The 26,640-nt window shown below is 31.8% G+C and carries 33 protein-coding genes and 4 pseudogenes; 34 read left to right on the forward strand and 3 right to left on the reverse strand.

What is annotated here, in order from left to right:
- The first annotated feature begins 27 nt into the window (after positions 1-27).
- From CJF12_RS00045 to CJF12_RS00065, 6 genes and pseudogenes are all read left to right on the forward strand, one after another.
- Positions 28-810, forward strand: coding sequence for a tyrosine-type recombinase/integrase (locus tag CJF12_RS00045; RefSeq protein WP_034682511.1), 783 nt, complete (start codon positions 28-30; stop codon positions 808-810).
- A gap of 5 nt (positions 811-815) precedes the next feature.
- Positions 816-1,694: a tyrosine-type recombinase/integrase gene (locus tag CJF12_RS00050; protein ID WP_034682510.1), complete on the forward strand. Its 879-nt coding sequence runs from the start codon at positions 816-818 to the stop codon at positions 1,692-1,694.
- Between the two features lie 144 nt (positions 1,695-1,838).
- Complete coding sequence (locus CJF12_RS19770; protein WP_157759822.1) at positions 1,839-2,270, forward strand: hypothetical protein; 432 nt, start codon at positions 1,839-1,841, stop codon at positions 2,268-2,270.
- 101 nt (positions 2,271-2,371) lie between these two features.
- Positions 2,372-2,521 (forward strand): annotated as a pseudogene (locus CJF12_RS20440) (RHS repeat-associated core domain-containing protein); the annotation flags it as partial.
- Positions 2,522-3,294: 773 nt separating this feature from the next.
- Positions 3,295-3,684, forward strand: a complete 390-nt coding sequence (locus CJF12_RS00060) for a hypothetical protein (RefSeq protein WP_034682514.1) — start codon at positions 3,295-3,297, stop codon at positions 3,682-3,684.
- Between the two features lie 10 nt (positions 3,685-3,694).
- Positions 3,695-4,246, forward strand: a complete 552-nt coding sequence (locus CJF12_RS00065) for a hypothetical protein (RefSeq protein ID WP_131329505.1) — start codon at positions 3,695-3,697, stop codon at positions 4,244-4,246.
- Positions 4,247-4,323: 77 nt separating this feature from the next.
- On the opposite strand, the gene CJF12_RS00070 is transcribed toward CJF12_RS00065, so the two are convergent.
- A complete protein-coding gene (locus CJF12_RS00070; RefSeq protein WP_034682512.1) occupies positions 4,324-4,668 on the reverse strand; it encodes a helix-turn-helix domain-containing protein in 345 nt (114 codons plus the stop codon).
- Between the two features lie 166 nt (positions 4,669-4,834).
- On the opposite strand from CJF12_RS00070, the gene CJF12_RS00075 reads away from it, so the two are divergent.
- From CJF12_RS00075 to CJF12_RS20005, 8 genes and pseudogenes are all read left to right on the forward strand, one after another.
- The gene (locus CJF12_RS00075; protein WP_095591013.1) at positions 4,835-7,111 is read left to right on the forward strand and encodes a CHC2 zinc finger domain-containing protein; all 2,277 of its coding nucleotides are present in this window, start codon (positions 4,835-4,837) and stop codon (positions 7,109-7,111) included.
- 105 nt (positions 7,112-7,216) lie between these two features.
- Positions 7,217-7,999: a tyrosine-type recombinase/integrase gene (locus CJF12_RS00080; RefSeq protein ID WP_034682511.1), complete on the forward strand. Its 783-nt coding sequence runs from the start codon at positions 7,217-7,219 to the stop codon at positions 7,997-7,999.
- A gap of 5 nt (positions 8,000-8,004) precedes the next feature.
- Positions 8,005-8,883: a tyrosine-type recombinase/integrase gene (locus tag CJF12_RS00085; RefSeq protein WP_034682510.1), complete on the forward strand. Its 879-nt coding sequence runs from the start codon at positions 8,005-8,007 to the stop codon at positions 8,881-8,883.
- Positions 8,884-9,027: 144 nt separating this feature from the next.
- Complete coding sequence (locus tag CJF12_RS19775; protein ID WP_157759822.1) at positions 9,028-9,459, forward strand: hypothetical protein; 432 nt, start codon at positions 9,028-9,030, stop codon at positions 9,457-9,459.
- Between the two features lie 101 nt (positions 9,460-9,560).
- Positions 9,561-9,710 (forward strand): annotated as a pseudogene (locus tag CJF12_RS20445) (RHS repeat-associated core domain-containing protein); the annotation flags it as partial.
- A 773-nt stretch (positions 9,711-10,483) separates the two neighbouring features.
- Positions 10,484-10,873, forward strand: coding sequence for a hypothetical protein (locus tag CJF12_RS00095; RefSeq protein ID WP_034682514.1), 390 nt, complete (start codon positions 10,484-10,486; stop codon positions 10,871-10,873).
- A gap of 52 nt (positions 10,874-10,925) precedes the next feature.
- Positions 10,926-11,114: a hypothetical protein gene (locus tag CJF12_RS00100; RefSeq protein ID WP_095591015.1), complete on the forward strand. Its 189-nt coding sequence runs from the start codon at positions 10,926-10,928 to the stop codon at positions 11,112-11,114.
- A gap of 139 nt (positions 11,115-11,253) precedes the next feature.
- Positions 11,254-11,433, forward strand: coding sequence for a hypothetical protein (locus CJF12_RS20005; RefSeq protein WP_095591016.1), 180 nt, complete (start codon positions 11,254-11,256; stop codon positions 11,431-11,433).
- Between the two features lie 125 nt (positions 11,434-11,558).
- Here the strand turns inward: CJF12_RS20005 and CJF12_RS20085 are convergent, their stop codons facing one another.
- Entirely contained in the window at positions 11,559-11,780 is a 222-nt protein-coding gene (locus tag CJF12_RS20085) for a helix-turn-helix domain-containing protein (RefSeq protein WP_228423549.1), read from the reverse strand.
- A gap of 323 nt (positions 11,781-12,103) precedes the next feature.
- Between CJF12_RS20085 and CJF12_RS00115 the strand changes: the two genes are divergently transcribed.
- The 12 genes and pseudogenes from CJF12_RS00115 to CJF12_RS00160 all read left to right on the forward strand — a co-directional run bounded on the left by CJF12_RS00115 (position 12,104) and on the right by CJF12_RS00160 (position 18,593).
- Complete coding sequence (locus CJF12_RS00115; protein ID WP_157759823.1) at positions 12,104-12,331, forward strand: CHC2 zinc finger domain-containing protein; 228 nt, start codon at positions 12,104-12,106, stop codon at positions 12,329-12,331.
- On the forward strand, positions 12,310-12,591 hold the full coding sequence (locus tag CJF12_RS20090) for a hypothetical protein (protein WP_228423517.1): 282 nt from the start codon (positions 12,310-12,312) through the stop codon (positions 12,589-12,591). The genes CJF12_RS00115 and CJF12_RS20090 overlap by 22 nt, the downstream gene beginning before the upstream one ends.
- Positions 12,592-12,858: 267 nt before the next feature.
- Positions 12,859-12,957, forward strand: coding sequence for a toprim domain-containing protein (locus CJF12_RS20450; RefSeq protein ID WP_394337002.1), 99 nt, complete (start codon positions 12,859-12,861; stop codon positions 12,955-12,957).
- Positions 12,958-13,330: 373 nt separating this feature from the next.
- The gene (locus tag CJF12_RS00125; RefSeq protein ID WP_157759824.1) at positions 13,331-13,765 is read left to right on the forward strand and encodes a hypothetical protein; all 435 of its coding nucleotides are present in this window, start codon (positions 13,331-13,333) and stop codon (positions 13,763-13,765) included.
- Positions 13,766-14,020: 255 nt separating this feature from the next.
- Positions 14,021-14,251, forward strand: a complete 231-nt coding sequence (locus CJF12_RS20095; protein WP_228423519.1) for a hypothetical protein — start codon at positions 14,021-14,023, stop codon at positions 14,249-14,251.
- A gap of 128 nt (positions 14,252-14,379) precedes the next feature.
- Positions 14,380-15,078, forward strand: a complete 699-nt coding sequence (locus tag CJF12_RS00135; protein WP_095591019.1) for a tyrosine-type recombinase/integrase — start codon at positions 14,380-14,382, stop codon at positions 15,076-15,078.
- Between the two features lie 87 nt (positions 15,079-15,165).
- A complete protein-coding gene (locus tag CJF12_RS00140; RefSeq protein WP_034682510.1) occupies positions 15,166-16,044 on the forward strand; it encodes a tyrosine-type recombinase/integrase in 879 nt (292 codons plus the stop codon).
- Between the two features lie 144 nt (positions 16,045-16,188).
- The gene (locus CJF12_RS19780) at positions 16,189-16,572 is read left to right on the forward strand and encodes a hypothetical protein (RefSeq protein ID WP_157759825.1); all 384 of its coding nucleotides are present in this window, start codon (positions 16,189-16,191) and stop codon (positions 16,570-16,572) included.
- Positions 16,573-16,720: 148 nt separating this feature from the next.
- A pseudogene (locus CJF12_RS20455) lies at positions 16,721-16,870 on the forward strand (RHS repeat-associated core domain-containing protein); the annotation flags it as partial.
- Between the two features lie 773 nt (positions 16,871-17,643).
- Entirely contained in the window at positions 17,644-17,985 is a 342-nt protein-coding gene (locus CJF12_RS00150; RefSeq protein ID WP_095591020.1) for a hypothetical protein, read from the forward strand.
- 99 nt (positions 17,986-18,084) lie between these two features.
- On the forward strand, positions 18,085-18,273 hold the full coding sequence (locus CJF12_RS00155) for a hypothetical protein (protein WP_095591015.1): 189 nt from the start codon (positions 18,085-18,087) through the stop codon (positions 18,271-18,273).
- A gap of 140 nt (positions 18,274-18,413) precedes the next feature.
- Positions 18,414-18,593, forward strand: a complete 180-nt coding sequence (locus CJF12_RS00160; protein WP_095591016.1) for a hypothetical protein — start codon at positions 18,414-18,416, stop codon at positions 18,591-18,593.
- Positions 18,594-18,670: 77 nt separating this feature from the next.
- Here the strand turns inward: CJF12_RS00160 and CJF12_RS00165 are convergent, their stop codons facing one another.
- Positions 18,671-19,015 (reverse strand): helix-turn-helix domain-containing protein, encoded by a 345-nt coding sequence (locus tag CJF12_RS00165; RefSeq protein WP_034682512.1) that lies wholly within the window; start codon positions 19,013-19,015, stop codon positions 18,671-18,673.
- Between the two features lie 166 nt (positions 19,016-19,181).
- Between CJF12_RS00165 and CJF12_RS00170 the strand changes: the two genes are divergently transcribed.
- The 8 genes and pseudogenes from CJF12_RS00170 (at position 19,182) to CJF12_RS19790 (ending at position 25,638) form a co-directional block, all read left to right on the forward strand.
- A complete protein-coding gene (locus CJF12_RS00170) occupies positions 19,182-21,455 on the forward strand; it encodes a CHC2 zinc finger domain-containing protein (RefSeq protein ID WP_095591021.1) in 2,274 nt (757 codons plus the stop codon).
- A 105-nt stretch (positions 21,456-21,560) separates the two neighbouring features.
- A complete protein-coding gene (locus tag CJF12_RS00175) occupies positions 21,561-22,343 on the forward strand; it encodes a tyrosine-type recombinase/integrase (protein ID WP_034682511.1) in 783 nt (260 codons plus the stop codon).
- A 5-nt stretch (positions 22,344-22,348) separates the two neighbouring features.
- Complete coding sequence (locus CJF12_RS00180; protein ID WP_034682510.1) at positions 22,349-23,227, forward strand: tyrosine-type recombinase/integrase; 879 nt, start codon at positions 22,349-22,351, stop codon at positions 23,225-23,227.
- Positions 23,228-23,371: 144 nt separating this feature from the next.
- Entirely contained in the window at positions 23,372-23,803 is a 432-nt protein-coding gene (locus CJF12_RS19785; protein ID WP_157759822.1) for a hypothetical protein, read from the forward strand.
- 101 nt (positions 23,804-23,904) lie between these two features.
- A pseudogene (locus tag CJF12_RS20460) lies at positions 23,905-24,054 on the forward strand (RHS repeat-associated core domain-containing protein); the annotation flags it as partial.
- 78 nt (positions 24,055-24,132) lie between these two features.
- Entirely contained in the window at positions 24,133-24,720 is a 588-nt protein-coding gene (locus CJF12_RS00190; RefSeq protein ID WP_034682509.1) for a hypothetical protein, read from the forward strand.
- A gap of 5 nt (positions 24,721-24,725) precedes the next feature.
- On the forward strand, positions 24,726-25,358 hold the full coding sequence (locus tag CJF12_RS00195) for a hypothetical protein (protein ID WP_034682508.1): 633 nt from the start codon (positions 24,726-24,728) through the stop codon (positions 25,356-25,358).
- Between the two features lie 133 nt (positions 25,359-25,491).
- The gene (locus CJF12_RS19790) at positions 25,492-25,638 is read left to right on the forward strand and encodes a hypothetical protein (protein WP_157759826.1); all 147 of its coding nucleotides are present in this window, start codon (positions 25,492-25,494) and stop codon (positions 25,636-25,638) included.
- The last annotated feature ends 1,002 nt before the right edge of the window (positions 25,639-26,640 follow it).

Here is a 26,640-nt window from a genome sequence, read left to right on the forward strand (position 1 = left end):
AATATTACACAAGTAAATCGGTTATAGATGGAAAACTTCAAGAGATATTTAGAACTCAGGAATTATCAGAAAAGGAATGTTATCAAGATTTTATCAATGGTTCAGGAGTATAGAAATTATATAGAAAGAGGAAATCTTCCAACAGAATATATTAATTATTTAAAGCAGAGAAAACACAAAACTCAACCTCATAAAAACCTTAATGTAAGTACCATAAACAATCATCTTTTTGCACTTAAAATCTATAAAAATTATCAGAAAGAAATCCTGCAGAAAGAAACGAATCTTATCATCTGCAGAAGTTTTAAAACTGATCTTGCAACAATAGAAGTCCTTAGTCCGGAGGAAGTACAGATCCTATTTGAAAGTACGATAAATACAAGAGATAAAGCTGTTTTAGCAAGCTTATATTATTTAGGATTAAGAATCGGAGAAGCCGCCGAATTACTATTCGAAGATGTAGATTTAAAAGACGGAAAAGTTCTGGTAAGAAAATCGAAAACAGGATATCAGAGAGAAGTTCCCATACACAGCAAAGCAACAGAAATTTTTGAAGAATATCTAAAAATAAGAGAGCATAAAGGAGATTGTTTTTTACAAGGGCAAAAAGGAAATTTAACCCCTTCAGGAATAGAATTTATTATAGAAAAGCTCGCCAAAAAAAGTAAAATAAAAAAGAGAATCTATCCACATTTATTACGACACAGTATTGCTACTCATTTATTAAAAAACGGAATGGAACTTATAAAGGTCAGCAGATTTTTAGGGCATAGAAGTTTGGAAAGCACACAGATATACACCCATATATAGACAAGATGAAAGAGTTTATCCATTATCTGAGGGATCAATATCACTCCACAGAAAAGACGCTTATAGAAAAAGAAAAACAGATTGTATTATGGAAAAAGTTATGTTCCAGGAAACAGAATTTTGACAGAATAACGACTCAGGAATTATTAAAAATTATAGAATTACAACAGAAAAAATATCAATTAAATACGATCAACACTCAGATCAGAAGTATAGAACAATACTTTGAATATTTACAGTTTACAGGAAAAAGAAAAGATCATCCGCTAAAGAATTTTAGAATAAAAACACCAAAGAAAGCTTTAATTACAGGGTTTTTAAGTGAAGAGGAATTACGGGATATAGAGAAGAATTTTAAAGAAAGAAAATATAAAAGAGGACAGTTTGATTTATTTGGAAAAAGGAATCAGATTATATTAGGACTCATAATTTATCAAGGCTTAAATACAGGGAGTTTAAGAGAATTAAAAGTAAGAGATATTGATCTGGAAAAAGGAATGATCAGAGTTCCGGAAGCTACAGAAAACCGTGTAAAAGAAAGAATTTTACCATTAGAAGCTCCGCAGATTTTAGAACTTTATAAATACATTACAGAAACAAGAACGGAATTATTACAGATATCAAAAACCGTAAAAGAAACCGAAAAGCTTTTTATTACAAGCGAAAACACAAGATTTAGCAGCATTACAAAACAGATTCGGAAACAAATTAATATTCAGAGTTTACAGCAGATCAGAAACAGCAGGATCAATTTATGGCTCAAGCAATATAATTTAAGAGAAGTTCAATACAAAGCAGGATTTAGATATTTAAGAAGCCTGGAATATTTTAATCAAACCGAACTCGAAAACCTGAAACAGGAACTTGAAAAATACGTCTCTTAAAATGAATAGATTACAGAGTTACAGAATTACAAAATGGATTATTTACCCTGTTTGTAATTTTGTAATACTGTAATTAAAAGATTAAATTTAATACGCCACAGCAAATTACATAATCAAAATTATACGCACGGCCAGCGTCAGACGTTGCCCTCCATTCCGCAAGCTTCATTCCGTGCAAAATCCCTCAGTGCCTATAATTTGGGATTATGTAAAATGCTTTCCTATGCTTCATACAAAGTATTCCGCAGCCAACGCTCTGTGGTCTTTGATTGGAATTTTAGCCGACAAAACCACTGGAAAACGAAGTCGGAAAACAACCCGCAGTCGGGAAAAGAATGTGGATTTGTGGATAAATCCAACGCTAAAGCCCGCACCGATTTTACCCACAAGTCCACATTTACAACACCGCCCAACAATAGAAATCTTAGTCTAAAAATCTTCTTAAAATTACCATCTGATGCAAGATGTGCTTTTGTACGGACAAGACTATTCCTGCCCAGAAGCTGGGAGTCTTATTTTTTTCAATTGAAAGAAAAATCTATACGGAAAAACAATGGAATTTATTTTTTCAACTGAATAAATTTTTATCTTTGGAAGAAGCGACAGAAGAGTGATCAAAAAATAAACAGTCGCGTGAAGAAAAATGAAGCAGGCAAATCCTAAAAAATGCAGTAGACTACGGAATGTATGATTATGGAGCAAGATTCTATATGCCTGACTTGGGAAGATGGGGCGTGGTGGATCCGCTGGCGGAGAAAATGACAAGACATAGTCCTTATAACTATGCTTTTAATAATCCTTTGAGATTTATTGACCCTGATGGAAGGCAAGGAACGGATTGGGTACACAATAGACAAACAAATAGTGTTTATTGGAATGAAAATGCAACAAGCCAAGCAACAGCAGGAGAAAATGAAACTTATTTAGGTAAATCTGGGACATATACAACGGAGAATGGGTCTACAACTGCCTTAAATTCTGATGGTTCATATACCAATAACTCTTTATTGGGAGGAATGGGGATAATGAATAATTTAGATCCTTTAATTCAAGCAGGTGATTCCGCATCAGCAATGAGTGTCGCTGCTTTTGGTACTCCTGATAATGGTTCGTATATAAGAGAAACTCCTGCATCCAATTCAACGGAAGCAGCAATGGGAAATCCATCGGGGCAGTTAGCTGTTGCGGGTCTATATGGATTGCAAGGAGCAGCTGCAGAAATTGGATTTTCTAAGGCATTAGGAGCAGTAGCAAAAGTTGCAACTACTTCAGATGGGTTCTTATTTGGAAGTATTAATATGAAAGCTCCTTTTGATATTCCTGCTCAAAGATTTGGGCAAATGTCTATTGGGAAGAGTGATTTCTGGGGTGTAAGAGTTGGAACTAGTGAATTTGCAAATAGAACAGTAGTGGCAATAAAGCAAGAGTGGAATCCTTTAACTCAATATACATCTGGTATAGTTCCTAAAGGAACTCCAATTAAAATAGGAATAGTTGGACCTCAAGGTGGAGGATTTTATACAGGAGGCTCTATCCAGTTTTTGACAGAATCTAAAAGTGTAGTAAATCAAGCAACTAAAATTATTCCTCGTTAAAAATTATGAAACTTGAAACCCCAATAAGTTTTAGACTAAAAATAAATCTTCCAAATAAAAAAGAAGTTTTATATCACGATCTATACGAAATTTGTCAAGGTTGTCCGGAAGTTGGAAAATTGTCTATTGATGGAAATCTGATAAAAAGAGAAATATTTGGAGGTCCGTTATTATATGAGAATGGATTTATTTATATTCCTTGTTTTAGAAAAAAATGGTTTAACTCTGGATTTTATTTGGTCAAAATAAATACTTCTACATTAGAATTTACTGTAATATCAGATATGTATCAAATAATAGATTTAATAAAAATCGAGAATGATAGTATTTATTTTTATGATAACTTAGAACAAAGTGAGATTAGAGAAATCTCTTTAAAAAAAATTACTCATTAATATTTCAAAAATGAAAAACTTATTGTTTTTTTTGACTTTAATATTAAGTTTAATGTTGAATGCACAAGAAATTAAACTTAATGATTTTAAGCTTATTGCTTATGATATTGAAGCCAAAAACGTTTCAATTTTATCATATTCAACATTGGATAAAAACGGAAAATTGAATGTCTATTTAAAAAGACACAAGGATACTGTTTTTTATTCCTATCAACTTACGAATGAAGAAGTTGAAAAAGTAAATCAATTATCTTTTGGAAAATTACAAGATTTTGTAGTACGCAAAAAGCTAGATAAAAGTACGTATTATGCAGGAAATAGAAATTATATTAATTTTAAAGTAAAAAATAATAATGAAAAACTTTGTTTTATTCCTCCTTTTATGAGCTCTAGCTTCAATGATATTATAGATTTACTTAAGGAAAAAGTATATAAACAAGATGATTCCGCAAGAATATCAGAATTTGAAATTAATTTTGATCAAATTAAGAATGATATTCAAAAACAAAATGAGATAGATAATTATTTACCAGAAAAATCTCTTCCTCCAATTAGAAAATAAAATTACAAACAAAAACCCACTGCAATTGTAGTGGGTTTTGTATTTTTATAGTGTTCTGTTTGTATAAGGAAACTGAACTAAAGTGCAGCAATATTTTTAATTTTAAGAGCCTGAATAAACCCATCTACTACAGAAAGCAAATGTTTTTTATTTTCAGGATCAAGTTTTTCGATGTCGTTGAAACGGTTGAGCATTGCAGGATCTTTAAAAATATTTACTTCTTCTGTCTCTCCCAAAAGATAACCAACTGTAGTTCCTAAAATCTTAGCAATATTTTTAGCCACCCCAATAGAAGGAATCATCTCATCACGTTCATACTTTCCGATTACAGAGTAAGAAGTATTTAAAATCCCTGCTAAATCCTTTTGGGAAAGGTTTTTAGCTTCTCTGCATTCTCTTAATTTTTTACCGAACGAATCCATTATTTATATCTTTTAAGGTATTAAACCACTGTATTTTATTAATAATAAGCAAATATAAATACTTTATAAGGTAAATAAAAATCTAATAATTTTTGCAAAATAGATTTTATAATATACCTTTGTACTCAATAAGGTATATAAAACTTTTTCAAAATATTTTTTATTTATGGAAATCTCCGCTATCAAAGAACGTTTAAGTTTATCAGAGGTTCTACAGTATTACAACTTGCAACCCCAAAATAATATGCTTAAATGTTTTATGCACGATGATAAAACGGCAAGTCTTCAGGTGAATCTGGAAAAGAACTTTTACAAATGCCACAGTTGTGGAAAAACCGGCGATGTTATCCAGTTTATAGAAGATTACGAAAAGCTAACGAAACATGAAGCGATAAAGAAAGCACAAAGTTTAATCAGTTCTGAAATGTCAATTATAAAAAATCCTACAAAAGAAAAAAATAATCATTTGTCCGACACGGACTTTTTAGAAAACACATTTAGTTATTTTAGGAAAGCTTTGTATTGTAGCGTTCCTGCAAAACAATATATTGAGAAAAGGAATCTTGACAACTCCATTTTAGAGATTGGTTACAACAGCGGTCAGTTCCATCACGGAGAAAGGAAAAGCGAAGAATTAATCAGCAATGCTTTGGAAGTTGGATTATTACAGGATAAAGGACTTGTCAACAACAGAACAGGAGAAAAAGGCTACAGTATTTTTGCGAATAAGTGTATTGCTTTTCCTTTGAAGAATAAAGAAAATGAAATCGTAAGCTTTTATTTTAGAGCAATCGTAGAGAACAAAAACGGAAAACATTTTTATCTGAAGAATCGTTCCGGAATTTATCCGGGATATCCAAAAGCAGAAACTAAAAAACTGATATTAACAGAAGCAATTATCGATTGTGCGAGCTTGCTTCAGATAAAAGAAATACGGGACAATTACAGTGTAATAAGTTGCTTTGGAACAAACGGATTGAATGAAGAAATTTTAACAGCCATCAAAGAACTCAAAGAATTAGAGGAAATTATTTTTTGTTTTGATAATGACGATGCAGGAAAGAAAGCCGTTAAGAAATATGCAGAAGAATTTAAGAGTTACAAAGTATCAACGGTAGAACTTCCGAACAATGATATAAATGAGACATTACAGTTACACGATGAAAGTATTTTTAAAGAACTGTTAGAAAAAAGAAAAGATATTTTTCTTTCAACTGAAAAAATAAAAGTTACTGTAGAGAAATCTGCGGAATCTGCGCCATCAGCGAGAGAACCAAAAGCAGAACCGAAAACAGCAGTAGATTTTTTACAGCAAAAAGAATTATTAACATCCTTAAATCAGCTCATAGAAAAAGCCGGAATTATCGGCGAAGAAAACAGCAGACTCCTTTTATTTTTAATCACGATCAGTTATTTAAACAGAAGTCCGTTACACGGAATTGTACAGGGAAGTTCAGGAAGCGGAAAAACGCACATTATCAGCAGAATTGCAGACATGATGCCACAGGAAGATGTGTTGAGATTTACAAGAATTACAGAATCAAGTTTGTATAATTGGGGCGAGTTCGATCTGTTCCAAAAGATCATTATCATTGAAGATTTAGACGGTTTAAAGGAAGATGCATTGTATGCGTTGAGAGAATTTATCAGCAACCAGGTTTTAAGAAGTTCGGTTACTATTAAGGATAAAAAGGGAAATAATAAATCGAGTCATAAGATCGTAAAAGGTCAGTTTAGCAGTTTATCGGCAACAACAAAAGGAGAATTGTATGAGGATAATATGAACCGCAGCTTTATTGTAGCAGTCAACGAAAGCGAGGAACAGACAGAGAAAATCATCAGTTATCAGAACCGCAGAAATGCCGGAGAAATTAATAAAAACGGAGAAGAGAAGGCTGTTGGCTTTATACAAAAAATCATCAGGAATTTAAAACATTATGAGGTTATCAATCCATATGCGACACAAATACAATTGCCTAGTAATGTAAAGAATAAGAGACGATTAAATGAAATGTTTCAAAGTATTATCAAGCAAATTACACTTTTGTATCAATATCAGAGAGAAATAAAAAACGATTATTTAATTACTGAGATTGAAGATATCGAGAACGCTGTAGAAATACTATTTGAGAGTATTATTTTAAAGATTGACGAGCTAGACGGAAGTTTAAGGCAGTTCTTTGAAAAGTTGAAAAAAGCCTTTAAAGAAGATCAGTTCTCAAGGTTTGATGCAATGGAAATTACAGGATTTAAAAAGACACAATTACAGTTTTATCTGAACGAATTGGTAAGACTAGAATATTTAAAGCAAATCGGTTTTGCGAATAAAGGATTTAAATATAAAATCTCATATAACGATAATATACAGAGAGTTAGAAAAGAATTGAAAGAATCTTTTACAAAGCAATTGGAACAATTAAAATTGAACGCTATCGAACGCTAAACGGAAACCAAACGAACACTAGAATACTTATAAATACCGATGAATAAAGAGAAATCGATTAGCGTTCGGAAAAACACAAATATTACACAAGTAAATCGGTTATAGATGGAAAACTTCAAGAGATATTTAGAACTCAGGAATTATCAGAAAAGGAATGTTATCAAGATTTTATCAATGGTTCAGGAGTATAGAAATTATATAGAAAGAGGAAATCTTCCAACAGAATATATTAATTATTTAAAGCAGAGAAAACACAAAACTCAACCTCATAAAAACCTTAATGTAAGTACCATAAACAATCATCTTTTTGCACTTAAAATCTATAAAAATTATCAGAAAGAAATCCTGCAGAAAGAAACGAATCTTATCATCTGCAGAAGTTTTAAAACTGATCTTGCAACAATAGAAGTCCTTAGTCCGGAGGAAGTACAGATCCTATTTGAAAGTACGATAAATACAAGAGATAAAGCTGTTTTAGCAAGCTTATATTATTTAGGATTAAGAATCGGAGAAGCCGCCGAATTACTATTCGAAGATGTAGATTTAAAAGACGGAAAAGTTCTGGTAAGAAAATCGAAAACAGGATATCAGAGAGAAGTTCCCATACACAGCAAAGCAACAGAAATTTTTGAAGAATATCTAAAAATAAGAGAGCATAAAGGAGATTGTTTTTTACAAGGGCAAAAAGGAAATTTAACCCCTTCAGGAATAGAATTTATTATAGAAAAGCTCGCCAAAAAAAGTAAAATAAAAAAGAGAATCTATCCACATTTATTACGACACAGTATTGCTACTCATTTATTAAAAAACGGAATGGAACTTATAAAGGTCAGCAGATTTTTAGGGCATAGAAGTTTGGAAAGCACACAGATATACACCCATATATAGACAAGATGAAAGAGTTTATCCATTATCTGAGGGATCAATATCACTCCACAGAAAAGACGCTTATAGAAAAAGAAAAACAGATTGTATTATGGAAAAAGTTATGTTCCAGGAAACAGAATTTTGACAGAATAACGACTCAGGAATTATTAAAAATTATAGAATTACAACAGAAAAAATATCAATTAAATACGATCAACACTCAGATCAGAAGTATAGAACAATACTTTGAATATTTACAGTTTACAGGAAAAAGAAAAGATCATCCGCTAAAGAATTTTAGAATAAAAACACCAAAGAAAGCTTTAATTACAGGGTTTTTAAGTGAAGAGGAATTACGGGATATAGAGAAGAATTTTAAAGAAAGAAAATATAAAAGAGGACAGTTTGATTTATTTGGAAAAAGGAATCAGATTATATTAGGACTCATAATTTATCAAGGCTTAAATACAGGGAGTTTAAGAGAATTAAAAGTAAGAGATATTGATCTGGAAAAAGGAATGATCAGAGTTCCGGAAGCTACAGAAAACCGTGTAAAAGAAAGAATTTTACCATTAGAAGCTCCGCAGATTTTAGAACTTTATAAATACATTACAGAAACAAGAACGGAATTATTACAGATATCAAAAACCGTAAAAGAAACCGAAAAGCTTTTTATTACAAGCGAAAACACAAGATTTAGCAGCATTACAAAACAGATTCGGAAACAAATTAATATTCAGAGTTTACAGCAGATCAGAAACAGCAGGATCAATTTATGGCTCAAGCAATATAATTTAAGAGAAGTTCAATACAAAGCAGGATTTAGATATTTAAGAAGCCTGGAATATTTTAATCAAACCGAACTCGAAAACCTGAAACAGGAACTTGAAAAATACGTCTCTTAAAATGAATAGATTACAGAGTTACAGAATTACAAAATGGATTATTTACCCTGTTTGTAATTTTGTAATACTGTAATTAAAAGATTAAATTTAATACGCCACAGCAAATTACATAATCAAAATTATACGCACGGCCAGCGTCAGACGTTGCCCTCCATTCCGCAAGCTTCATTCCGTGCAAAATCCCTCAGTGCCTATAATTTGGGATTATGTAAAATGCTTTCCTATGCTTCATACAAAGTATTCCGCAGCCAACGCTCTGTGGTCTTTGATTGGAATTTTAGCCGACAAAACCACTGGAAAACGAAGTCGGAAAACAACCCGCAGTCGGGAAAAGAATGTGGATTTGTGGATAAATCCAACGCTAAAGCCCGCACCGATTTTACCCACAAGTCCACATTTACAACACCGCCCAACAATAGAAATCTTAGTCTAAAAATCTTCTTAAAATTACCATCTGATGCAAGATGTGCTTTTGTACGGACAAGACTATTCCTGCCCAGAAGCTGGGAGTCTTATTTTTTTCAATTGAAAGAAAAATCTATACGGAAAAACAATGGAATTTATTTTTTCAACTGAATAAATTTTTATCTTTGGAAGAAGCGACAGAAGAGTGATCAAAAAATAAACAGTCGCGTGAAGAAAAATGAAGCAGGCAAATCCTAAAAAATGCAGTAGACTACGGAATGTATGATTATGGAGCAAGATTCTATATGCCTGACTTGGGAAGATGGGGCGTGGTGGATCCGCTGGCGGAGAAAATGACAAGACATAGTCCTTATAACTATGCTTTTAATAATCCTTTGAGATTTATTGACCCTGATGGAAGGCAAGGAACGGATTGGGTACACAATAGACAAACAAATAGTGTTTATTGGAATGAAAATGCAACAAGCCAAGCAACAGCAGGAGAAAATGAAACTTATTTAGGTAAATCTGGGACATATACAACGGAGAATGGGTCTACAACTGCCTTAAATTCTGATGGTTCATATACCAATAACTCTTTATTGGGAGGAATGGGGATAATGAATAATTTAGATCCTTTAATTCAAGCAGGTGATTCCGCATCAGCAATGAGTGTCGCTGCTTTTGGTACTCCTGATAATGGTTCGTATATAAGAGAAACTCCTGCATCCAATTCAACGGAAGCAGCAATGGGAAATCCATCGGGGCAGTTAGCTGTTGCGGGTCTATATGGATTGCAAGGAGCAGCTGCAGAAATTGGATTTTCTAAGGCATTAGGAGCAGTAGCAAAAGTTGCAACTACTTCAGATGGGTTCTTATTTGGAAGTATTAATATGAAAGCTCCTTTTGATATTCCTGCTCAAAGATTTGGGCAAATGTCTATTGGGAAGAGTGATTTCTGGGGTGTAAGAGTTGGAACTAGTGAATTTGCAAATAGAACAGTAGTGGCAATAAAGCAAGAGTGGAATCCTTTAACTCAATATACATCTGGTATAGTTCCTAAAGGAACTCCAATTAAAATAGGAATAGTTGGACCTCAAGGTGGAGGATTTTATACAGGAGGCTCTATCCAGTTTTTGACAGAATCTAAAAGTGTAGTAAATCAAGCAACTAAAATTATTCCTCGTTAAAAATTATGAAACTTGAAACCCCAATAAGTTTTAGACTAAAAATAAATCTTCCAAATAAAAAAGAAGTTTTATATCACGATCTATACGAAATTTGTCAAGGTTGTCCGGAAGTTGGAAAATTGTCTATTGATGGAAATCTGATAAAAAGAGAAATATTTGGAGGTCCGTTATTATATGAGAATGGATTTATTTATATTCCTTGTTTTAGAAAAAAATGGTTTAACTCTGGATTTTATTTGGTCAAAATAAATACTTCTACATTAGAATTTACTGTAATATCAGATATGTATCAAATAATAGATTTAATAAAAATCGAGAATGATAGTATTTATTTTTATGATAACTTAGAACAAAGTGAGATTAGAGAAATCTCTTTAAAAAAAATTACTCATTAATATTTCAAAAATGAAAAACTTATTGTTTTTTTTGACTTTAATATTAAGTTTAATGTTGAATGCACAAGAAATTAAACTTAATGATTTTAAGCTTATTGCTTATGATATTGAAGCCAAAAACGTTTCAATTTTATCATATTCAACATTGGATAAAAACGGAAAATTGAATGTCTATTTAAAAAGACACAAGGATACTGTTTTTATTCCTATCAACTTACGAATGAAGAAGTTGAAAAAGTAAATCAATTATCTTTTGGAAAATTACAAGATTTTGTAGTACGCAAAAAGCTAGATAAAAGTACGTATTATGCAGGAAATAGAAATTATATTAATTTTAAAGTAAAAATAATAATGAAAAACTTTGTTTTATTCCTCCTTTTATGAGCTCTAGCTTCAATGATATTATAGATTTACTTAAGGAAAAAGTATATAAACAAGATGATTCCGCAAGAATATCAGAATTTGAAATTAATTTTGATCAAATTAAGAATGATATTCAAAAACAAAATGAGATAGATAATTATTTACCAGAAAAATCTCTTCCTCCAATTAGAAAATAAAATTACAAACAAAAACCCACTGCAATTGTAGTGGGTTTGTATTTTTATAGTGTTCTGTTTGTATAAGGAAACTGAACTAAAGTGCAGCAATATTTTAATTTTAAGAGCCTGAATAAACCCATCTACTACAGAAAGCAAATGTTTTTATTTTCAGGATCAAGTTTTTCGATGTCGTTGAAACGGTTGAGCATTGCAGGATCTTTAAAAATATTTACTTCTTCTGTCTCTCCCAAAAGATAACCAACTGTAGTTCCTAAAATCTTAGCAATATTTTTAGCCACCCCAATAGAAGGAATCATCTCATCACGTTCATACTTTCCGATTACAGAGTAAGAAGTATTTAAAATCCCTGCTAAATCCTTTGGGAAAGGTTTTAGCTTCTCTGCATTCTCTTAATTTTTACCGAACGAATCCATTATTTATATCTTTAAGGTATTAAACCACTGTATTTATTAATAATAAGCAAATATAAATACTTTATAAGGTAAATAAAAATCTAATAATTTTTGCAAAATAGATTTTATAATATACCTTTGTACTCAATAAGGTATATAAAACTTTTCAAAATATTTTTATTTATGGAAATCTCCGCTATCAAAGAACGTTTAAGTTTATCAGAGGTTCTACAGTATTACAACTTGCAACCCCAAAATAATATGCTTAAATGTTTATGCACGATGATAAAACGGCAAGTCTTCAGGTGAATCTGGAAAAGAACTTTTACAAATGCCACAGTTGTGGAAAAACCGGCGATGTTATCCAGTTTATAGAAGATTACGAAAAGCTAACGAAACATGAAGCGATAAAGAAAGCACAAAGTTTAATCAGTTCTGAAATGTCAATTATAAAAAATCCTACAAAAGAAAAAATAATCATTTGTCCGACACGGACTTTTTAGAAAACACATTTAGTTATTTTAGGAAAGCTTTGTATTGTAGCGTTCCTGCAAAACAATATATTGAGAAAAGGAATCTTGACAACTCCATTTTAGAGATTGGTTACAACAGCGGTCAGTTCCATCACGGAGAAAGGAAAAGCGAAGAATTAATCAGCAATGCTTTGGAAGTTGGATTATTACAGGATAAAGGACTTGTCAACAACAGAACAGGAGAAAAAGGCTACAGTATTTTGCGAATAAGTGTATTGCTTTTCCTTTGAAGAATAAAGAAAATGAAATCGTAAGCTTTATTTTAGAGCAATCGTAGAGAACAAAAACGGAAAACATTTTTATCTGAAGAATCGTTCCGGAATTTATCCGGGATATCCAAAAGCAGAAACTAAAAAACTGATATTAACAGAAGCAATTATCGATTGTGCGAGCTTGCTTCAGATAAAAGAAATACGGGACAATTACAGTGTAATAAGTTGCTTTGGAACAAACGGATTGAATGAAGAAATTTTAACAGCCATCAAAGAACTCAAAGAATTAGAGGAAATTATTTTTGTTTTGATAATGACGATGCAGGAAAGAAAGCCGTTAAGAAATATGCAGAAGAATTAAGAGTTACAAAGTATCAACGGTAGAACTTCCGAACAATGATATAAATGAGACATTACAGTTACACGATGAAAGTATTTTAAAGAACTGTTAGAAAAAAGAAAAGATATTTTCTTTCAACTGAAAAAATAAAAGTTACTGTAGAGAAATCTGCGGAATCTGCGCCATCAGCGAGAGAACCAAAAGCAGAACCGAAAACAGCAGTAGATTTTTACAGCAAAAAGAATTATTAACATCCTTAAATCAGCTCATAGAAAAAGCCGGAATTATCGGCGAAGAAAACAGCAGACTCCTTTTATTTTAATCACGATCAGTTATTTAAACAGAAGTCCGTTACACGGAATTGTACAGGGAAGTTCAGGAAGCGGAAAAACGCACATTATCAGCAGAATTGCAGACATGATGCCACAGGAAGATGTGTTGAGATTTACAAGAATTACAGAATCAAGTTTGTATAATTGGGGCGAGTTCGATCTGTTCCAAAAGATCATTATCATTGAAGATTTAGACGGTTTAAAGGAAGATGCATTGTATGCGTTGAGAGAATTTATCAGCAACCAGGTTTTAAGAAGTTCGGTTACTATTAAGGATAAAAAGGGAAATAATAAATCGAGTCATAAGATCGTAAAAGGTCAGTTTAGCAGTTTATCGGCAACAACAAAAGGAGAATTGTATGAGGATAATATGAACCGCAGCTTTATTGTAGCAGTCAACGAAAGCGAGGAACAGACAGAGAAAATCATCAGTTATCAGAACCGCAGAAATGCCGGAGAAATTAATAAAAACGGAGAAGAGAAGGCTGTTGGCTTTATACAAAAATCATCAGGAATTTAAAACATTATGAGGTTATCAATCCATATGCGACACAAATACAATTGCCTAGTAATGTAAAGAATAAGAGACGATTAAATGAAATGTTTCAAAGTATTATCAAGCAAATTACACTTTGTATCAATATCAGAGAGAAATAAAAAACGATTATTTAATTACTGAGATTGAAGATATCGAGAACGCTGTAGAAATACTATTTGAGAGTATTATTTAAAGATTGACGAGCTAGACGGAAGTTTAAGGCAGTTCTTTGAAAAGTTGAAAAAAGCCTTTAAAGAAGATCAGTTCTCAAGGTTTGATGCAATGGAAATTACAGGATTTAAAAAGACACAATTACAGTTTTATCTGAACGAATTGGTAAGACTAGAATATTTAAAGCAAATCGGTTTTGCGAATAAAGGATTTAAATATAAAATCTCATATAACGATAATATACAGAGAGTTAGAAAAGAATTGAAAGAATCTTTACAAAGCAATTGGAACAATTAAAATTGAACGCTATCGAACGCTAAACGGAAACCAAACGAACACTAGAATACTTATAAATACCGATGAATAAAGAGAAATCGATTAGCGTTCGGAAAAACACAAATATTACACAAGTAAATCGGTTATAGATGGAAAACTTCAAGAGATATTTAGAACTCAGGAATTATCAGAAAAGGAATGTTATCAAGATTTTATCAATGGTTCAGGAGTATAGAAATTATATAGAAAGAGGAAATCTTCCAACAGAATATATTAATTATTTAAAGCAGAGAAAACACAAAACTCAACCTCATAAAAACCTTAATGTAAGTACCATAAACAATCATCTTTTTGCACTTAAAATCTATAAAAATTATCAGAAAGAAATCCTGCAGAAAGAAACGAATCTTATCATCTGCAGAAGTTTTAAAACTGATCTTGCAACAATAGAAGTCCTTAGTCCGGAGGAAGTACAGATCCTATTTGAAAGTACGATAAATACAAGAGATAAAGCTGTTTTAGCAAGCTTATATTATTTAGGATTAAGAATCGGAGAAGCCGCCGAATTACTATTCGAAGATGTAGATTTAAAAGACGGAAAAGTTCTGGTAAGAAAATCGAAAACAGGATATCAGAGAGAAGTTCCCATACACAGCAAAGCAACAGAAATTTTTGAAGAATATCTAAAAATAAGAGAGCATAAAGGAGATTGTTTTTTACAAGGGCAAAAAGGAAATTTAACCCCTTCAGGAATAGAATTTATTATAGAAAAGCTCGCCAAAAAAAGTAAAATAAAAAGAGAATCTATCCACATTTATTACGACACAGTATTGCTACTCATTTATTAAAAAACGGAATGGAACTTATAAAGGTCAGCAGATTTTAGGGCATAGAAGTTTGGAAAGCACACAGATATACACCCATATATAGACAAGATGAAAGAGTTTATCCATTATCTGAGGGATCAATATCACTCCACAGAAAAGACGCTTATAGAAAAAGAAAAACAGATTGTATTATGGAAAAAGTTATGTTCCAGGAAACAGAATTTTGACAGAATAACGACTCAGGAATTATTAAAAATTATAGAATTACAACAGAAAAAATATCAATTAAATACGATCAACACTCAGATCAGAAGTATAGAACAATACTTTGAATATTTACAGTTTACAGGAAAAAGAAAAGATCATCCGCTAAAGAATTTTAGAATAAAAACACCAAAGAAAGCTTTAATTACAGGGTTTTTAAGTGAAGAGGAATTACGGGATATAGAGAAGAATTTTAAAGAAAGAAAATATAAAAGAGGACAGTTTGATTTATTTGGAAAAAGGAATCAGATTATATTAGGACTCATAATTTATCAAGGCTTAAATACAGGGAGTTTAAGAGAATTAAAAGTAAGAGATATTGATCTGGAAAAAGGAATGATCAGAGTTCCGGAAGCTACAGAAAACCGTGTAAAAGAAAGAATTTTACCATTAGAAGCTCCGCAGATTTTAGAACTTTATAAATACATTACAGAAACAAGAACGGAATTATTACAGATATCAAAAACCGTAAAAGAAACCGAAAAGCTTTTTATTACAAGCGAAAACACAAGATTTAGCAGCATTACAAAACAGATTCGGAAACAAATTAATATTCAGAGTTTACAGCAGATCAGAAACAGCAGGATCAATTTATGGCTCAAGCAATATAATTTAAGAGAAGTTCAATACAAAGCAGGATTTAGATATTTAAGAAGCCTGGAATATTTTAATCAAACCGAACTCGAAAACCTGAAACAGGAACTTGAAAAATACGTCTCTTAAAATGAATAGATTACAGAGTTACAGAATTACAAAATGGATTATTTACCCTGTTTGTAATTTTGTAATACTGTAATTAAAAGATTAAATTTAATACGCCACAGCAAATTACATAATCAAAATTATACGCACGGCCAGCGTCAGACGTTGCCCTCCATTCCGCAAGCTTCATTCCGTGCAAAATCCCTCAGTGCCTATAATTTGGGATTATGTAAAATGCTTTCCTATGCTTCATACAAAGTATTCCGCAGCCAACGCTCTGTGGTCTTTGATTGGAATTTTAGCCGACAAAACCACTGGAAAACGAAGTCGGAAAACAACCCGCAGTCGGGAAAAGAATGTGGATTTGTGGATAAATCCAACGCTAAAGCCCGCACCGATTTTACCCACAAGTCCACATTTACAACACCGCCCAACAATAGAAATCTTAGTCTAAAAATCTTCTTAAAATTACCATCTGATGCAAGATGTGCTTTTGTACGGACAAGACTATTCCTGCCCAGAAGCTGGGAGTCTTATTTTTTCAATTGAAAGAAAAATCTATACGGAAAAACAATGGAATTTATTTTTTCAACTGAATAAATTTTTATCTTTGGAAGAAGCGACAGAAGAGTGATCAAAAAATAAACAGTCGCGTGAAGAAAAATGAAGCAGGCAAATCCTAAAAAATGCAGTAGACTACGGAATGTATGATTATGGAGCAAGATTCTATATGCCTGACTTGGGAAGATGGGGCGTGGTGGATCCGCTGGCGGAGAAAATGACAAGACATAGTCCTTATAACTATGCTTTTAATAATCCTTTGAGATTTATTGACCCTGATGGAAGGCAAGGAACGGATTGGGTACACAATAGACAAACAAATAGTGTTTATTGGAATGAAAATGCAACAAGCCAAGCAACAGCAGGAGAAAATGAAACTTATTTAGGTAAATCTGGGACATATACAACGGAGAATGGGTCTACAACTGCCTTAAATTCTGATGGTTCATATACCAATAACTCTTTATTGGGAGGAATGGGGATAATGAATAATTTAGATCCTTTAATTCAAGCAGGTGATTCCGCATCAGCAATGAGTGTCGCTGCTTTTGGTACTCCTGATAATGGTTCGTATATAAGAGAAACTCCTGCATCCAATTCAACGGAAGCAGCAATGGGAAATCCATCGGGGCAGTTAGCTGTTGCGGGTCTATATGGATTGCAAGGAGCAGCTGCAGAAATTGGATTTTCTAAGGCATTAGGAGCAGTAGCAAAAGTTGCAACTACTTCAGATGGGTTCTTATTTGGAAGTATTAATATGAAAGCTCCTTTTGATATTCCTGCTCAAAGATTTGGGCAAATGTCTATTGGGAAGAGTGATTTCTGGGGTGTAAGAGTTGGAACTAGTGAATTTGCAAATAGAACAGTAGTGGCAATAAAGCAAGAGTGGAATCCTTTAACTCAATATACATCTGGTATAGTTCCTAAAGGAACTCCAATTAAAATAGGAATAGTTGGACCTCAAGGTGGAGGATTTTATACAGGAGGCTCTATCCAGTTTTTGACAGAATCTAAAAGTGTAGTAAATCAAGCAACTAAAATTATTCCTCGTTAAAAATTATGAAACTTGAAACCCCAATAAGTTTTAGACTAAAAATAAATCTTCCAAATAAAAAAGAAGTTTTATATCACGATCTATACGAAATTTGTCAAGGTTGTCCGGAAGTTGGAAAATTGTCTATTGATGGAAATCTGATAAAAAGAGAAATATTTGGAGGTCCGTTATTATATGAGAATGGATTTATTTATATTCCTTGTTTTAGAAAAAAATGGTTTAACTCTGGATTTTATTTGGTCAAAATAAATACTTCTACATTAGAATTTACTGTAATATCAGATATGTATCAAATAATAGATTTAATAAAATCGAGAATGATAGTATTTATTTTTATGATAACTTAGAACAAAGTGAGATTAGAGAAATCTCTTTAAAAAAAATTACTCATTAATATTTCAAAAATGAAAAACTTATTGTTTTTTTTGACTTTAATATTAAGTTTAATGTTGAATGCACAAGAAATTAAACTTAATGATTTTAAGCTTATTGCTTATGATATTGAAGCCAAAAACGTTTCAATTTTATCATATTCAACATTGGATAAAAACGGAAAATTGAATGTCTATTTAAAAAGACACAAGGATACTGTTTTTATTCCTATCAACTTACGAATGAAGAAGTTGAAAAAGTAAATCAATTATCTTTTGGAAAATTACAAGATTTTGTAGTACGCAAAAAGCTAGATAAAAGTACGTATTATGCAGGAAATAGAAATTATATTAATTTTAAAGTAAAAAATAATAATGAAAAACTTTGTTTTATTCCTCCTTTTATGAGCTCTAGCTTCAATGATATTATAGATTTACTTAAGGAAAAAGTATATAAACAAGATGATTCCGCAAGAATATCAGAATTTGAAATTAATTTTGATCAAATTAAGAATGATATTCAAAAACAAAATGAGATAGATAATTATTTACCAGAAAAATCTCTTCCTCCAATTAGAAAATAAAATTACAAACAAAAACCCACTGCAATTGTAGTGGGTTTTGTATTTTTATAGTGTTCTGTTTGTATAAGGAAACTGAACTAAAGTGCAGCAATATTTTTAATTTTAAGAGCCTGAATAAACCCATCTACTACAGAAAGCAAATGTTTTTTATTTTCAGGATCAAGTTTTTCGATGTCGTTGAAACGGTTGAGCATTGCAGGATCTTTAAAAATATTTACTTCTTCTGTCTCTCCCAAAAGATAACCAACTGTAGTTCCTAAAATCTTAGCAATATTTTTAGCCACCCCAATAGAAGGAATCATCTCATCACGTTCATACTTTCCGATTACAGAGTAAGAAGTATTTAAAATCCCTGCTAAATCCTTTTGGGAAAGGTTTTTAGCTTCTCTGCATTCTCTTAATTTTTTACCGAACGAATCCATTATTTATATCTTTTAAGGTATTAAACCACTGTATTTTATTAATAATAAGCAAATATAAATACTTTATAAGGTAAATAAAAATCTAATAATTTTTGCAAAATAGATTTTATAATATACCTTTGTACTCAATAAGGTATATAAAACTTTTTCAAAATATTTTTTATTTATGGAAATCTCCGCTATCAAAGAACGTTTAAGTTTATCAGAGGTTCTACAGTATTACAACTTGCAACCCCAAAATAATATGCTTAAATGTTTTATGCACGATGATAAAACGGCAAGTCTTCAGGTGAATCTGGAAAAGAACTTTTACAAATGCCACAGTTGTGGAAAAACCGGCGATGTTATCCAGTTTATAGAAGATTACGAAAAGCTAACGAAACATGAAGCGATAAAGAAAGCACAAAGTTTAATCAGTTCTGAAATGTCAATTATAAAAAATCCTACAAAAGAAAAAAATAATCATTTGTCCGACACGGACTTTTTAGAAAACACATTTAGTTATTTTAGGAAAGCTTTGTATTGTAGCGTTCCTGCAAAACAATATATTGAGAAAAGGAATCTTGACAACTCCATTTTAGAGATTGGTTACAACAGCGGTCAGTTCCATCACGGAGAAAGGAAAAGCGAAGAATTAATCAGCAATGCTTTGGAAGTTGGATTATTACAGGATAAAGGACTTGTCAACAACAGAACAGGAGAAAAAGGCTACAGTATTTTTGCGAATAAGTGTATTGCTTTTCCTTTGAAGAATAAAGAAAATGAAATCGTAAGCTTTTATTTTAGAGCAATCGTAGAGAACAAAAACGGAAAACATTTTTATCTGAAGAATCGTTCCGGAATTTATCCGGGATATCCAAAAGCAGAAACTAAAAAACTGATATTAACAGAAGCAATTATCGATTGTGCGAGCTTGCTTCAGATAAAAGAAATACGGGACAATTACAGTGTAATAAGTTGCTTTGGAACAAACGGATTGAATGAAGAAATTTTAACAGCCATCAAAGAACTCAAAGAATTAGAGGAAATTATTTTTTGTTTTGATAATGACGATGCAGGAAAGAAAGCCGTTAAGAAATATGCAGAAGAATTTAAGAGTTACAAAGTATCAACGGTAGAACTTCCGAACAATGATATAAATGAGACATTACAGTTACACGATGAAAGTATTTTTAAAGAACTGTTAGAAAAAAGAAAAGATATTTTTCTTTCAACTGAAAAAATAAAAGTTACTGTAGAGAAATCTGCGGAATCTGCGCCATCAGCGAGAGAACCAAAAGCAGAACCGAAAACAGCAGTAGATTTTTTACAGCAAAAAGAATTATTAACATCCTTAAATCAGCTCATAGAAAAAGCCGGAATTATCGGCGAAGAAAACAGCAGACTCCTTTTATTTTTAATCACGATCAGTTATTTAAACAGAAGTCCGTTACACGGAATTGTACAGGGAGGTTCAGGAAGCGGAAAAACGCACATTATCAGCAGAATTGCAGACATGATGCCACAGGAAGATGTGTTGAGATTTACAAGAATTACAGAATCAAGTTTGTATAATTGGGGCGAGTTCGATCTGTTCCAAAAGATCATTATCATTGAAGATTTAGACGGTTTAAAGGAAGATGCATTGTATGCGTTGAGAGAATTTATCAGCAACCAGGTTTTAAGAAGTTCGGTTACTATTAAGGATAAAAAGGGAAATAATAAATCGAGTCATAAGATCGTAAAAGGTCAGTTTAGCAGTTTATCGGCAACAACAAAAGGAGAATTGTATGAGGATAATATGAACCGCAGCTTTATTGTAGCAGTCAACGAAAGCGAGGAACAGACAGAGAAAATCAGTTATCAGAACCGCAGAAATGCCGGAGAAATTAATAAAAACGGAGAAGAGAAGGCTGTTGGCTTTATACAAAAAATCATCAGGAATTTAAAACATTATGAGGTTATCAATCCATATGCGACACAAATACAATTGCCTAGTAATGTAAAGAATAAGAGACGATTAAATGAAATGTTTCAAAGTATTATCAAGCAAATTACACTTTTGTATCAATATCAGAGAGAAATAAAAAACGATTATTTAATTACTGAGATTGAAGATATCGAGAACGCTGTAGAAATACTATTTGAGAGTATTATTTTAAAGATTGACGAGCTAGACGGAAGTTTAAGGCAGTTCTTTGAAAAGTTGAAAAAAGCCTTTAAAGAAGATCAGTTCTCAAGGTTTGATGCAATGGAAATTACAGGATTTAAAAAGACACAATTACAGTTTTATCTGAACGAATTGGTAAGACTAGAATATTTAAAGCAAATCGGTTTTGCGAATAAAGGATTTAAATATAAAATCTCATATAACGATAATATACAGAGAGTTAGAAAAGAATTGAAAGAATCTTTTACAAAGCAATTGGAACAATTAAAATTGAACGCTATCGAACGCTAAACGGAAACCAAACGAACACTAGAATACTTATAAATACCGATGAATAAAGAGAAATCGATTAGCGTTCGGAAAAACACAAATATTACACAAGTAAATCGGTTATAGATGGAAAACTTCAAGAGATATTTAGAACTCAGGAATTATCAGAAAAGGAATGTTATCAAGATTTTATCAATGGTTCAGGAGTATAGAAATTATATAGAAAGAGGAAATCTTCCAACAGAATATATTAATTATTTAAAGCAGAGAAAACACAAAACTCAACCTCATAAAAACCTTAATGTAAGTACCATAAACAATCATCTTTTTGCACTTAAAATCTATAAAAATTATCAGAAAGAAATCCTGCAGAAAGAAACGAATCTTATCATCTGCAGAAGTTTTAAAACTGATCTTGCAACAATAGAAGTCCTTAGTCCGGAGGAAGTACAGATCCTATTTGAAAGTACGATAAATACAAGAGATAAAGCTGTTTTAGCAAGCTTATATTATTTAGGATTAAGAATCGGAGAAGCCGCCGAATTACTATTCGAAGATGTAGATTTAAAAGACGGAAAAGTTCTGGTAAGAAAATCGAAAACAGGATATCAGAGAGAAGTTCCCATACACAGCAAAGCAACAGAAATTTTTGAAGAATATCTAAAAATAAGAGAGCATAAAGGAGATTGTTTTTTACAAGGGCAAAAAGGAAATTTAACCCCTTCAGGAATAGAATTTATTATAGAAAAGCTCGCCAAAAAAAGTAAAATAAAAAAGAGAATCTATCCACATTTATTACGACACAGTATTGCTACTCATTTATTAAAAAACGGAATGGAACTTATAAAGGTCAGCAGATTTTTAGGGCATAGAAGTTTGGAAAGCACACAGATATACACCCATATATAGACAAGATGAAAGAGTTTATCCATTATCTGAGGGATCAATATCACTCCACAGAAAAGACGCTTATAGAAAAAGAAAAACAGATTGTATTATGGAAAAAGTTATGTTCCAGGAAACAGAATTTTGACAGAATAACGACTCAGGAATTATTAAAAATTATAGAATTACAACAGAAAAAATATCAATTAAATACGATCAACACTCAGATCAGAAGTATAGAACAATACTTTGAATATTTACAGTTTACAGGAAAAAGAAAAGATCATCCGCTAAAGAATTTTAGAATAAAAACACCAAAGAAAGCTTTAATTACAGGGTTTTTAAGTGAAGAGGAATTACGGGATATAGAGAAGAATTTTAAAGAAAGAAAATATAAAAGAGGACAGTTTGATTTATTTGGAAAAAGGAATCAGATTATATTAGGACTCATAATTTATCAAGGCTTAAATACAGGGAGTTTAAGAGAATTAAAAGTAAGAGATATTGATCTGGAAAAAGGAATGATCAGAGTTCCGGAAGCTACAGAAAACCGTGTAAAAGAAAGAATTTTACCATTAGAAGCTCCGCAGATTTTAGAACTTTATAAATACATTACAGAAACAAGAACGGAATTATTACAGATATCAAAAACCGTAAAAGAAACCGAAAAGCTTTTTATTACAAGCGAAAACACAAGATTTAGCAGCATTACAAAACAGATTCGGAAACAAATTAATATTCAGAGTTTACAGCAGATCAGAAACAGCAGGATCAATTTATGGCTCAAGCAATATAATTTAAGAGAAGTTCAATACAAAGCAGGATTTAGATATTTAAGAAGCCTGGAATATTTTAATCAAACCGAACTCGAAAACCTGAAACAGGAACTTGAAAAATACGTCTCTTAAAATGAATAGATTACAGAGTTACAGAATTACAAAATGGATTATTTACCCTGTTTGTAATTTTGTAATACTGTAATTAAAAGATTAAATTTAATACGCCACAGCAAATTACATAATCAAAATTATACGCACGGCCAGCGTCAGACGTTGCCCTCCATTCCGCAAGCTTCATTCCGTGCAAAATCCCTCAGTGCCTATAATTTGGGATTATGTAAAATGCTTTCCTATGCTTCATACAAAGTATTCCGCAGCCAACGCTCTGTGGTCTTTGATTGGAATTTTAGCCGACAAAACCACTGGAAAACGAAGTCGGAAAACAACCCGCAGTCGGGAAAAGAATGTGGATTTGTGGATAAATCCAACGCTAAAGCCCGCACCGATTTTACCCACAAGTCCACATTTACAACACCGCCCAACAATAGAAATCTTAGTCTAAAAATCTTCTTAAAATTACCATCTGATGCAAGATGTGCTTTTGTACGGACAAGACTATTCCTGCCCAGAAGCTGGGAGTCTTATTTTTTTCAATTGAAAGAAAAATCTATACGGAAAAACAATGGAATTTATTTTTTCAACTGAATAAATTTTTATCTTTGGAAGAAGCGACAGAAGAGTGATCAAAAAATAAACAGTCGCGTGAAGAAAAATGAAGCAGGCAAATCCTAAAAAATGCAGTAGACTACGGAATGTATGATTATGGAGCGAGGATGTATATGGCAGATATTGGGCGTTGGGGCGTGGTGGATCCGCTGGCGGAAAAGATGACAAGGCATAGCCCTTATAATTATGCGTTCAATAATTCTTTGAGATTTATAGATCCGGATGGCAGATCAGAACAAGATTGGATTCGGAAAGATGGGAAATGGCAATACGATGCAAATGTAACAACCGTAGAGTAAGCTCAAAAAATGGCAGGAGTAGATGGCTTTGCTAAAAATGGGACAGTTCTTGCCGATGCAAAAATAGGACCTGATGGAGAGGCTGGATATGTAAGATTAAGTGAAGGAGGGAAAGCTACTTATGAACCTATGTATGGTTTAACTAATACTATTACAAGTTTTATTCAAGGAGATATATCAACTTGGACAGCAGAAGAGTTTCCTCAGATTACATATAACGGAGGTATGGCAAGAACGGATTTTGATGCAAGTACACATGATAAAAAGTTTGGTAATGATAAAACCTTCAACTTAGATTGGGGAAGTTTTGTTGCTCCAAGTACTTTTCCTAATCCTGGCAAAGGTGGTAGTGCTTATGCTTTATCTTGGGCTGTAGATAGATTAGCGGATGTCTTTAATTTAAATAAAGGAAGTGACACAGATACAATTAATCATACAATGGGAGTCTTTGATTATAATGCGGGTAAGTTTAAAGATACAACAGTCACACTTCAATATTCCCCTAAAGTAGATTTTTCAACATCTAATGGGCAAAAGACGGGGAAAGTTGATTCTGTTAGTCTGTCCAATTTACGAAGATATTTTAATAAACATTAAGAGTGATGAATAAGAAATTCCTTGGTTACATGGCAAGCTTAATTTTGATAGTAGGTTGCACTAAAAGTAAAAAAGAGAATACAGAAGATACTTTTTTAGGTTCTGTTGACACTTTTACGAATTTGAATAAATATAAAATAAATGAGAAAATTATTAATGATTCAATAGTAAGTATAGAAGGTACTAACCGGAATTTTACTATACAAGGGAATTTTAATAAGAGAAGTAATAAAAAAATTGATTGGTGGCAAGTTGTGGATAGAAAAGACTCTACTAATAAGCTAAAAATTCAATATTTATTATTTGAAGAAAAAAATATTGTTAATCAAATAAAATCATATAAAAAAGGAAAAATAGACACCTTAAATAGTAAGTTTTATTTAGTGAAAAGTATTGATGATAGTTTAAAATATTCCTTTTATTTACCCTTAAGAAAAAACAAAATTATTTCTTCTAAATTTTATTATCAAATAGAAGCAAAAGAATATATTCAAGTTTGTAATAAAAGATTTAATCATTATGAGTGTTTTGTTAAAAATCCTAATGACAATAAAGTTATTTTGGGTGTTTTTAGTGAAGCAATGGAAAACAGTAAACATGAAAATGATATAGATATAAGTGAAATTTATATTGAATAATAGCTGAATAATCACTCCCGCTGGCGCGAGCATCACGCTAGTATCTGAATAAAGTAATAAATAATTTATAAATCAATCCGAGAAATTAATACTTTCTCGGATTTTTATTAATGTTGTTTTTAGAATTATACTAATGTTATTTCTCCATCTGGCAGGTATGAAAGTAGGTGGAGTAAGTGCTGCTGCACCGCTTCAGCAAATAGATTATGCATACAATATCACTTATGCGGAAGTAAATATCAAAAGTTGTAAAGTAATAGAGGTTTCACACGGAAAATAGTTTTTAGCTATTACTCATAGAGAAAATAAGGACTTAAAAAAGCACGAACATGCTTATGTAGAATTATAGAAACTAATATTTGGCTGCTAAATTTTTCTGATATGTAGAATTTTATTAAATTTAGAGTGTAAAAAGTAAAGTTTCTACAATTTTGTGTTTTATGGTATGAATTTTAAATTCATACCATTTTTAGTTGGTAAAACTTAACAGAAGGGACATTGTAAGGAATCTCCCTCTATTTTTTTATTCCTTAGGCAGCCTATTTTATAAAAGGATTGTCTATATAATATTGCTTGAGGAATAGTCTATTTCTCATAAGCAGCGGTTTTGGTCTGGCCGCCTTTTCGAGGGTGGCTTTCTGCTTATTCAACCTATTAAAATATCACATGATTGGTATATTTGGTAAATCAATGAAGATCGTATCAGAGTGGAAAAACTTAAAGGAGAAAATAGGAAAGCAGATATTGGATTGATTGTTAATCCTCTCGGAATAATTGAGATTGCTAAAGGAAATAAATATCCAATAAATTATCCTGATTTTGAATAATGGCAAAGCAATTAAAAACTAAAATAGGGGATATATTTTCTGTACCTATTAATGAAAAGGAAAAAGGTTCCTAGTTCCATATCTATTTTAGAAGAAAATAAAAATTAATCAAATAAAAGAGAGCAATCGACTGATTGCTCTCTTTTATAAAAGTAAACCATTTCATTTAAAAAATAAGAGGATCATATGATTCCCAGCCGTGGCCTTGTAGGGTTTTTACATTGCCTGAAAAAGTTAGAGAAAAAATTCGATATCATTTCCCTATTTTTATTCACTTGTATAAATAGACTGTTTTGTACTTTCTCCGGAGGTACAATTTCAATTTCCCGACCACTATTTTCATTGTTAGCATTTGATGCCTTTGCCATGATATATTTTTTATTGCTTAAGGTAACAAACACAAGAAGTATTCTTTACTTCTTGTCTTAACAAGGCAAGGTATTATTTGTCTTAGC

This window comes from Chryseobacterium piperi, from assembly GCF_002285635.2.
In the GTDB taxonomy this organism is placed as follows: Bacteria; Bacteroidota; Bacteroidia; order Flavobacteriales; family Weeksellaceae; genus Chryseobacterium; species Chryseobacterium piperi.

Bases quoted from the DNA above. Each gene is read 5' to 3' on its own strand.
- CJF12_RS20005 (WP_095591016.1), top strand. From the start codon at position 11,254: ATGAGCTCTAGCTTCAATGATATTATAGATTTACTTAAGGAAAAAGTA.
- CJF12_RS00195 (WP_034682508.1), top strand. From the start codon at position 24,726: ATGAATAAGAAATTCCTTGGTTACATGGCAAGCTTAATTTTGATAGTA.
- CJF12_RS00160 (WP_095591016.1), top strand. From the start codon at position 18,414: ATGAGCTCTAGCTTCAATGATATTATAGATTTACTTAAGGAAAAAGTA.
- CJF12_RS00075 (WP_095591013.1), top strand. From the start codon at position 4,835: ATGGAAATCTCCGCTATCAAAGAACGTTTAAGTTTATCAGAGGTTCTA.
- CJF12_RS00080 (WP_034682511.1), top strand. From the start codon at position 7,217: ATGGAAAACTTCAAGAGATATTTAGAACTCAGGAATTATCAGAAAAGG.
- CJF12_RS00065 (WP_131329505.1), top strand. From the start codon at position 3,695: ATGAAAAACTTATTGTTTTTTTTGACTTTAATATTAAGTTTAATGTTG.
- CJF12_RS00150 (WP_095591020.1), top strand. From the start codon at position 17,644: ATGAAACTTGAAACCCCAATAAGTTTTAGACTAAAAATAAATCTTCCA.
- CJF12_RS00135 (WP_095591019.1), top strand. From the start codon at position 14,380: ATGGAAAACTTCAAGAGATATTTAGAACTCAGGAATTATCAGAAAAGG.
- CJF12_RS00100 (WP_095591015.1), top strand. From the start codon at position 10,926: ATGTTGAATGCACAAGAAATTAAACTTAATGATTTTAAGCTTATTGCT.
- CJF12_RS00070 (WP_034682512.1), bottom strand. From the start codon at position 4,668: ATGGATTCGTTCGGTAAAAAATTAAGAGAATGCAGAGAAGCTAAAAAC.
- CJF12_RS00085 (WP_034682510.1), top strand. From the start codon at position 8,005: ATGAAAGAGTTTATCCATTATCTGAGGGATCAATATCACTCCACAGAA.
- CJF12_RS00045 (WP_034682511.1), top strand. From the start codon at position 28: ATGGAAAACTTCAAGAGATATTTAGAACTCAGGAATTATCAGAAAAGG.
- CJF12_RS00060 (WP_034682514.1), top strand. From the start codon at position 3,295: ATGAAACTTGAAACCCCAATAAGTTTTAGACTAAAAATAAATCTTCCA.
- CJF12_RS19790 (WP_157759826.1), top strand. From the start codon at position 25,492: ATGTTATTTCTCCATCTGGCAGGTATGAAAGTAGGTGGAGTAAGTGCT.
- CJF12_RS00140 (WP_034682510.1), top strand. From the start codon at position 15,166: ATGAAAGAGTTTATCCATTATCTGAGGGATCAATATCACTCCACAGAA.
- CJF12_RS00180 (WP_034682510.1), top strand. From the start codon at position 22,349: ATGAAAGAGTTTATCCATTATCTGAGGGATCAATATCACTCCACAGAA.
- CJF12_RS00170 (WP_095591021.1), top strand. From the start codon at position 19,182: ATGGAAATCTCCGCTATCAAAGAACGTTTAAGTTTATCAGAGGTTCTA.
- CJF12_RS00115 (WP_157759823.1), top strand. From the start codon at position 12,104: ATGCACGATGATAAAACGGCAAGTCTTCAGGTGAATCTGGAAAAGAAC.
- CJF12_RS00095 (WP_034682514.1), top strand. From the start codon at position 10,484: ATGAAACTTGAAACCCCAATAAGTTTTAGACTAAAAATAAATCTTCCA.
- CJF12_RS00050 (WP_034682510.1), top strand. From the start codon at position 816: ATGAAAGAGTTTATCCATTATCTGAGGGATCAATATCACTCCACAGAA.
- CJF12_RS00125 (WP_157759824.1), top strand. From the start codon at position 13,331: ATGATGCCACAGGAAGATGTGTTGAGATTTACAAGAATTACAGAATCA.
- CJF12_RS00155 (WP_095591015.1), top strand. From the start codon at position 18,085: ATGTTGAATGCACAAGAAATTAAACTTAATGATTTTAAGCTTATTGCT.
- CJF12_RS00190 (WP_034682509.1), top strand. From the start codon at position 24,133: ATGGCAGGAGTAGATGGCTTTGCTAAAAATGGGACAGTTCTTGCCGAT.
- CJF12_RS00175 (WP_034682511.1), top strand. From the start codon at position 21,561: ATGGAAAACTTCAAGAGATATTTAGAACTCAGGAATTATCAGAAAAGG.
- CJF12_RS00165 (WP_034682512.1), bottom strand. From the start codon at position 19,015: ATGGATTCGTTCGGTAAAAAATTAAGAGAATGCAGAGAAGCTAAAAAC.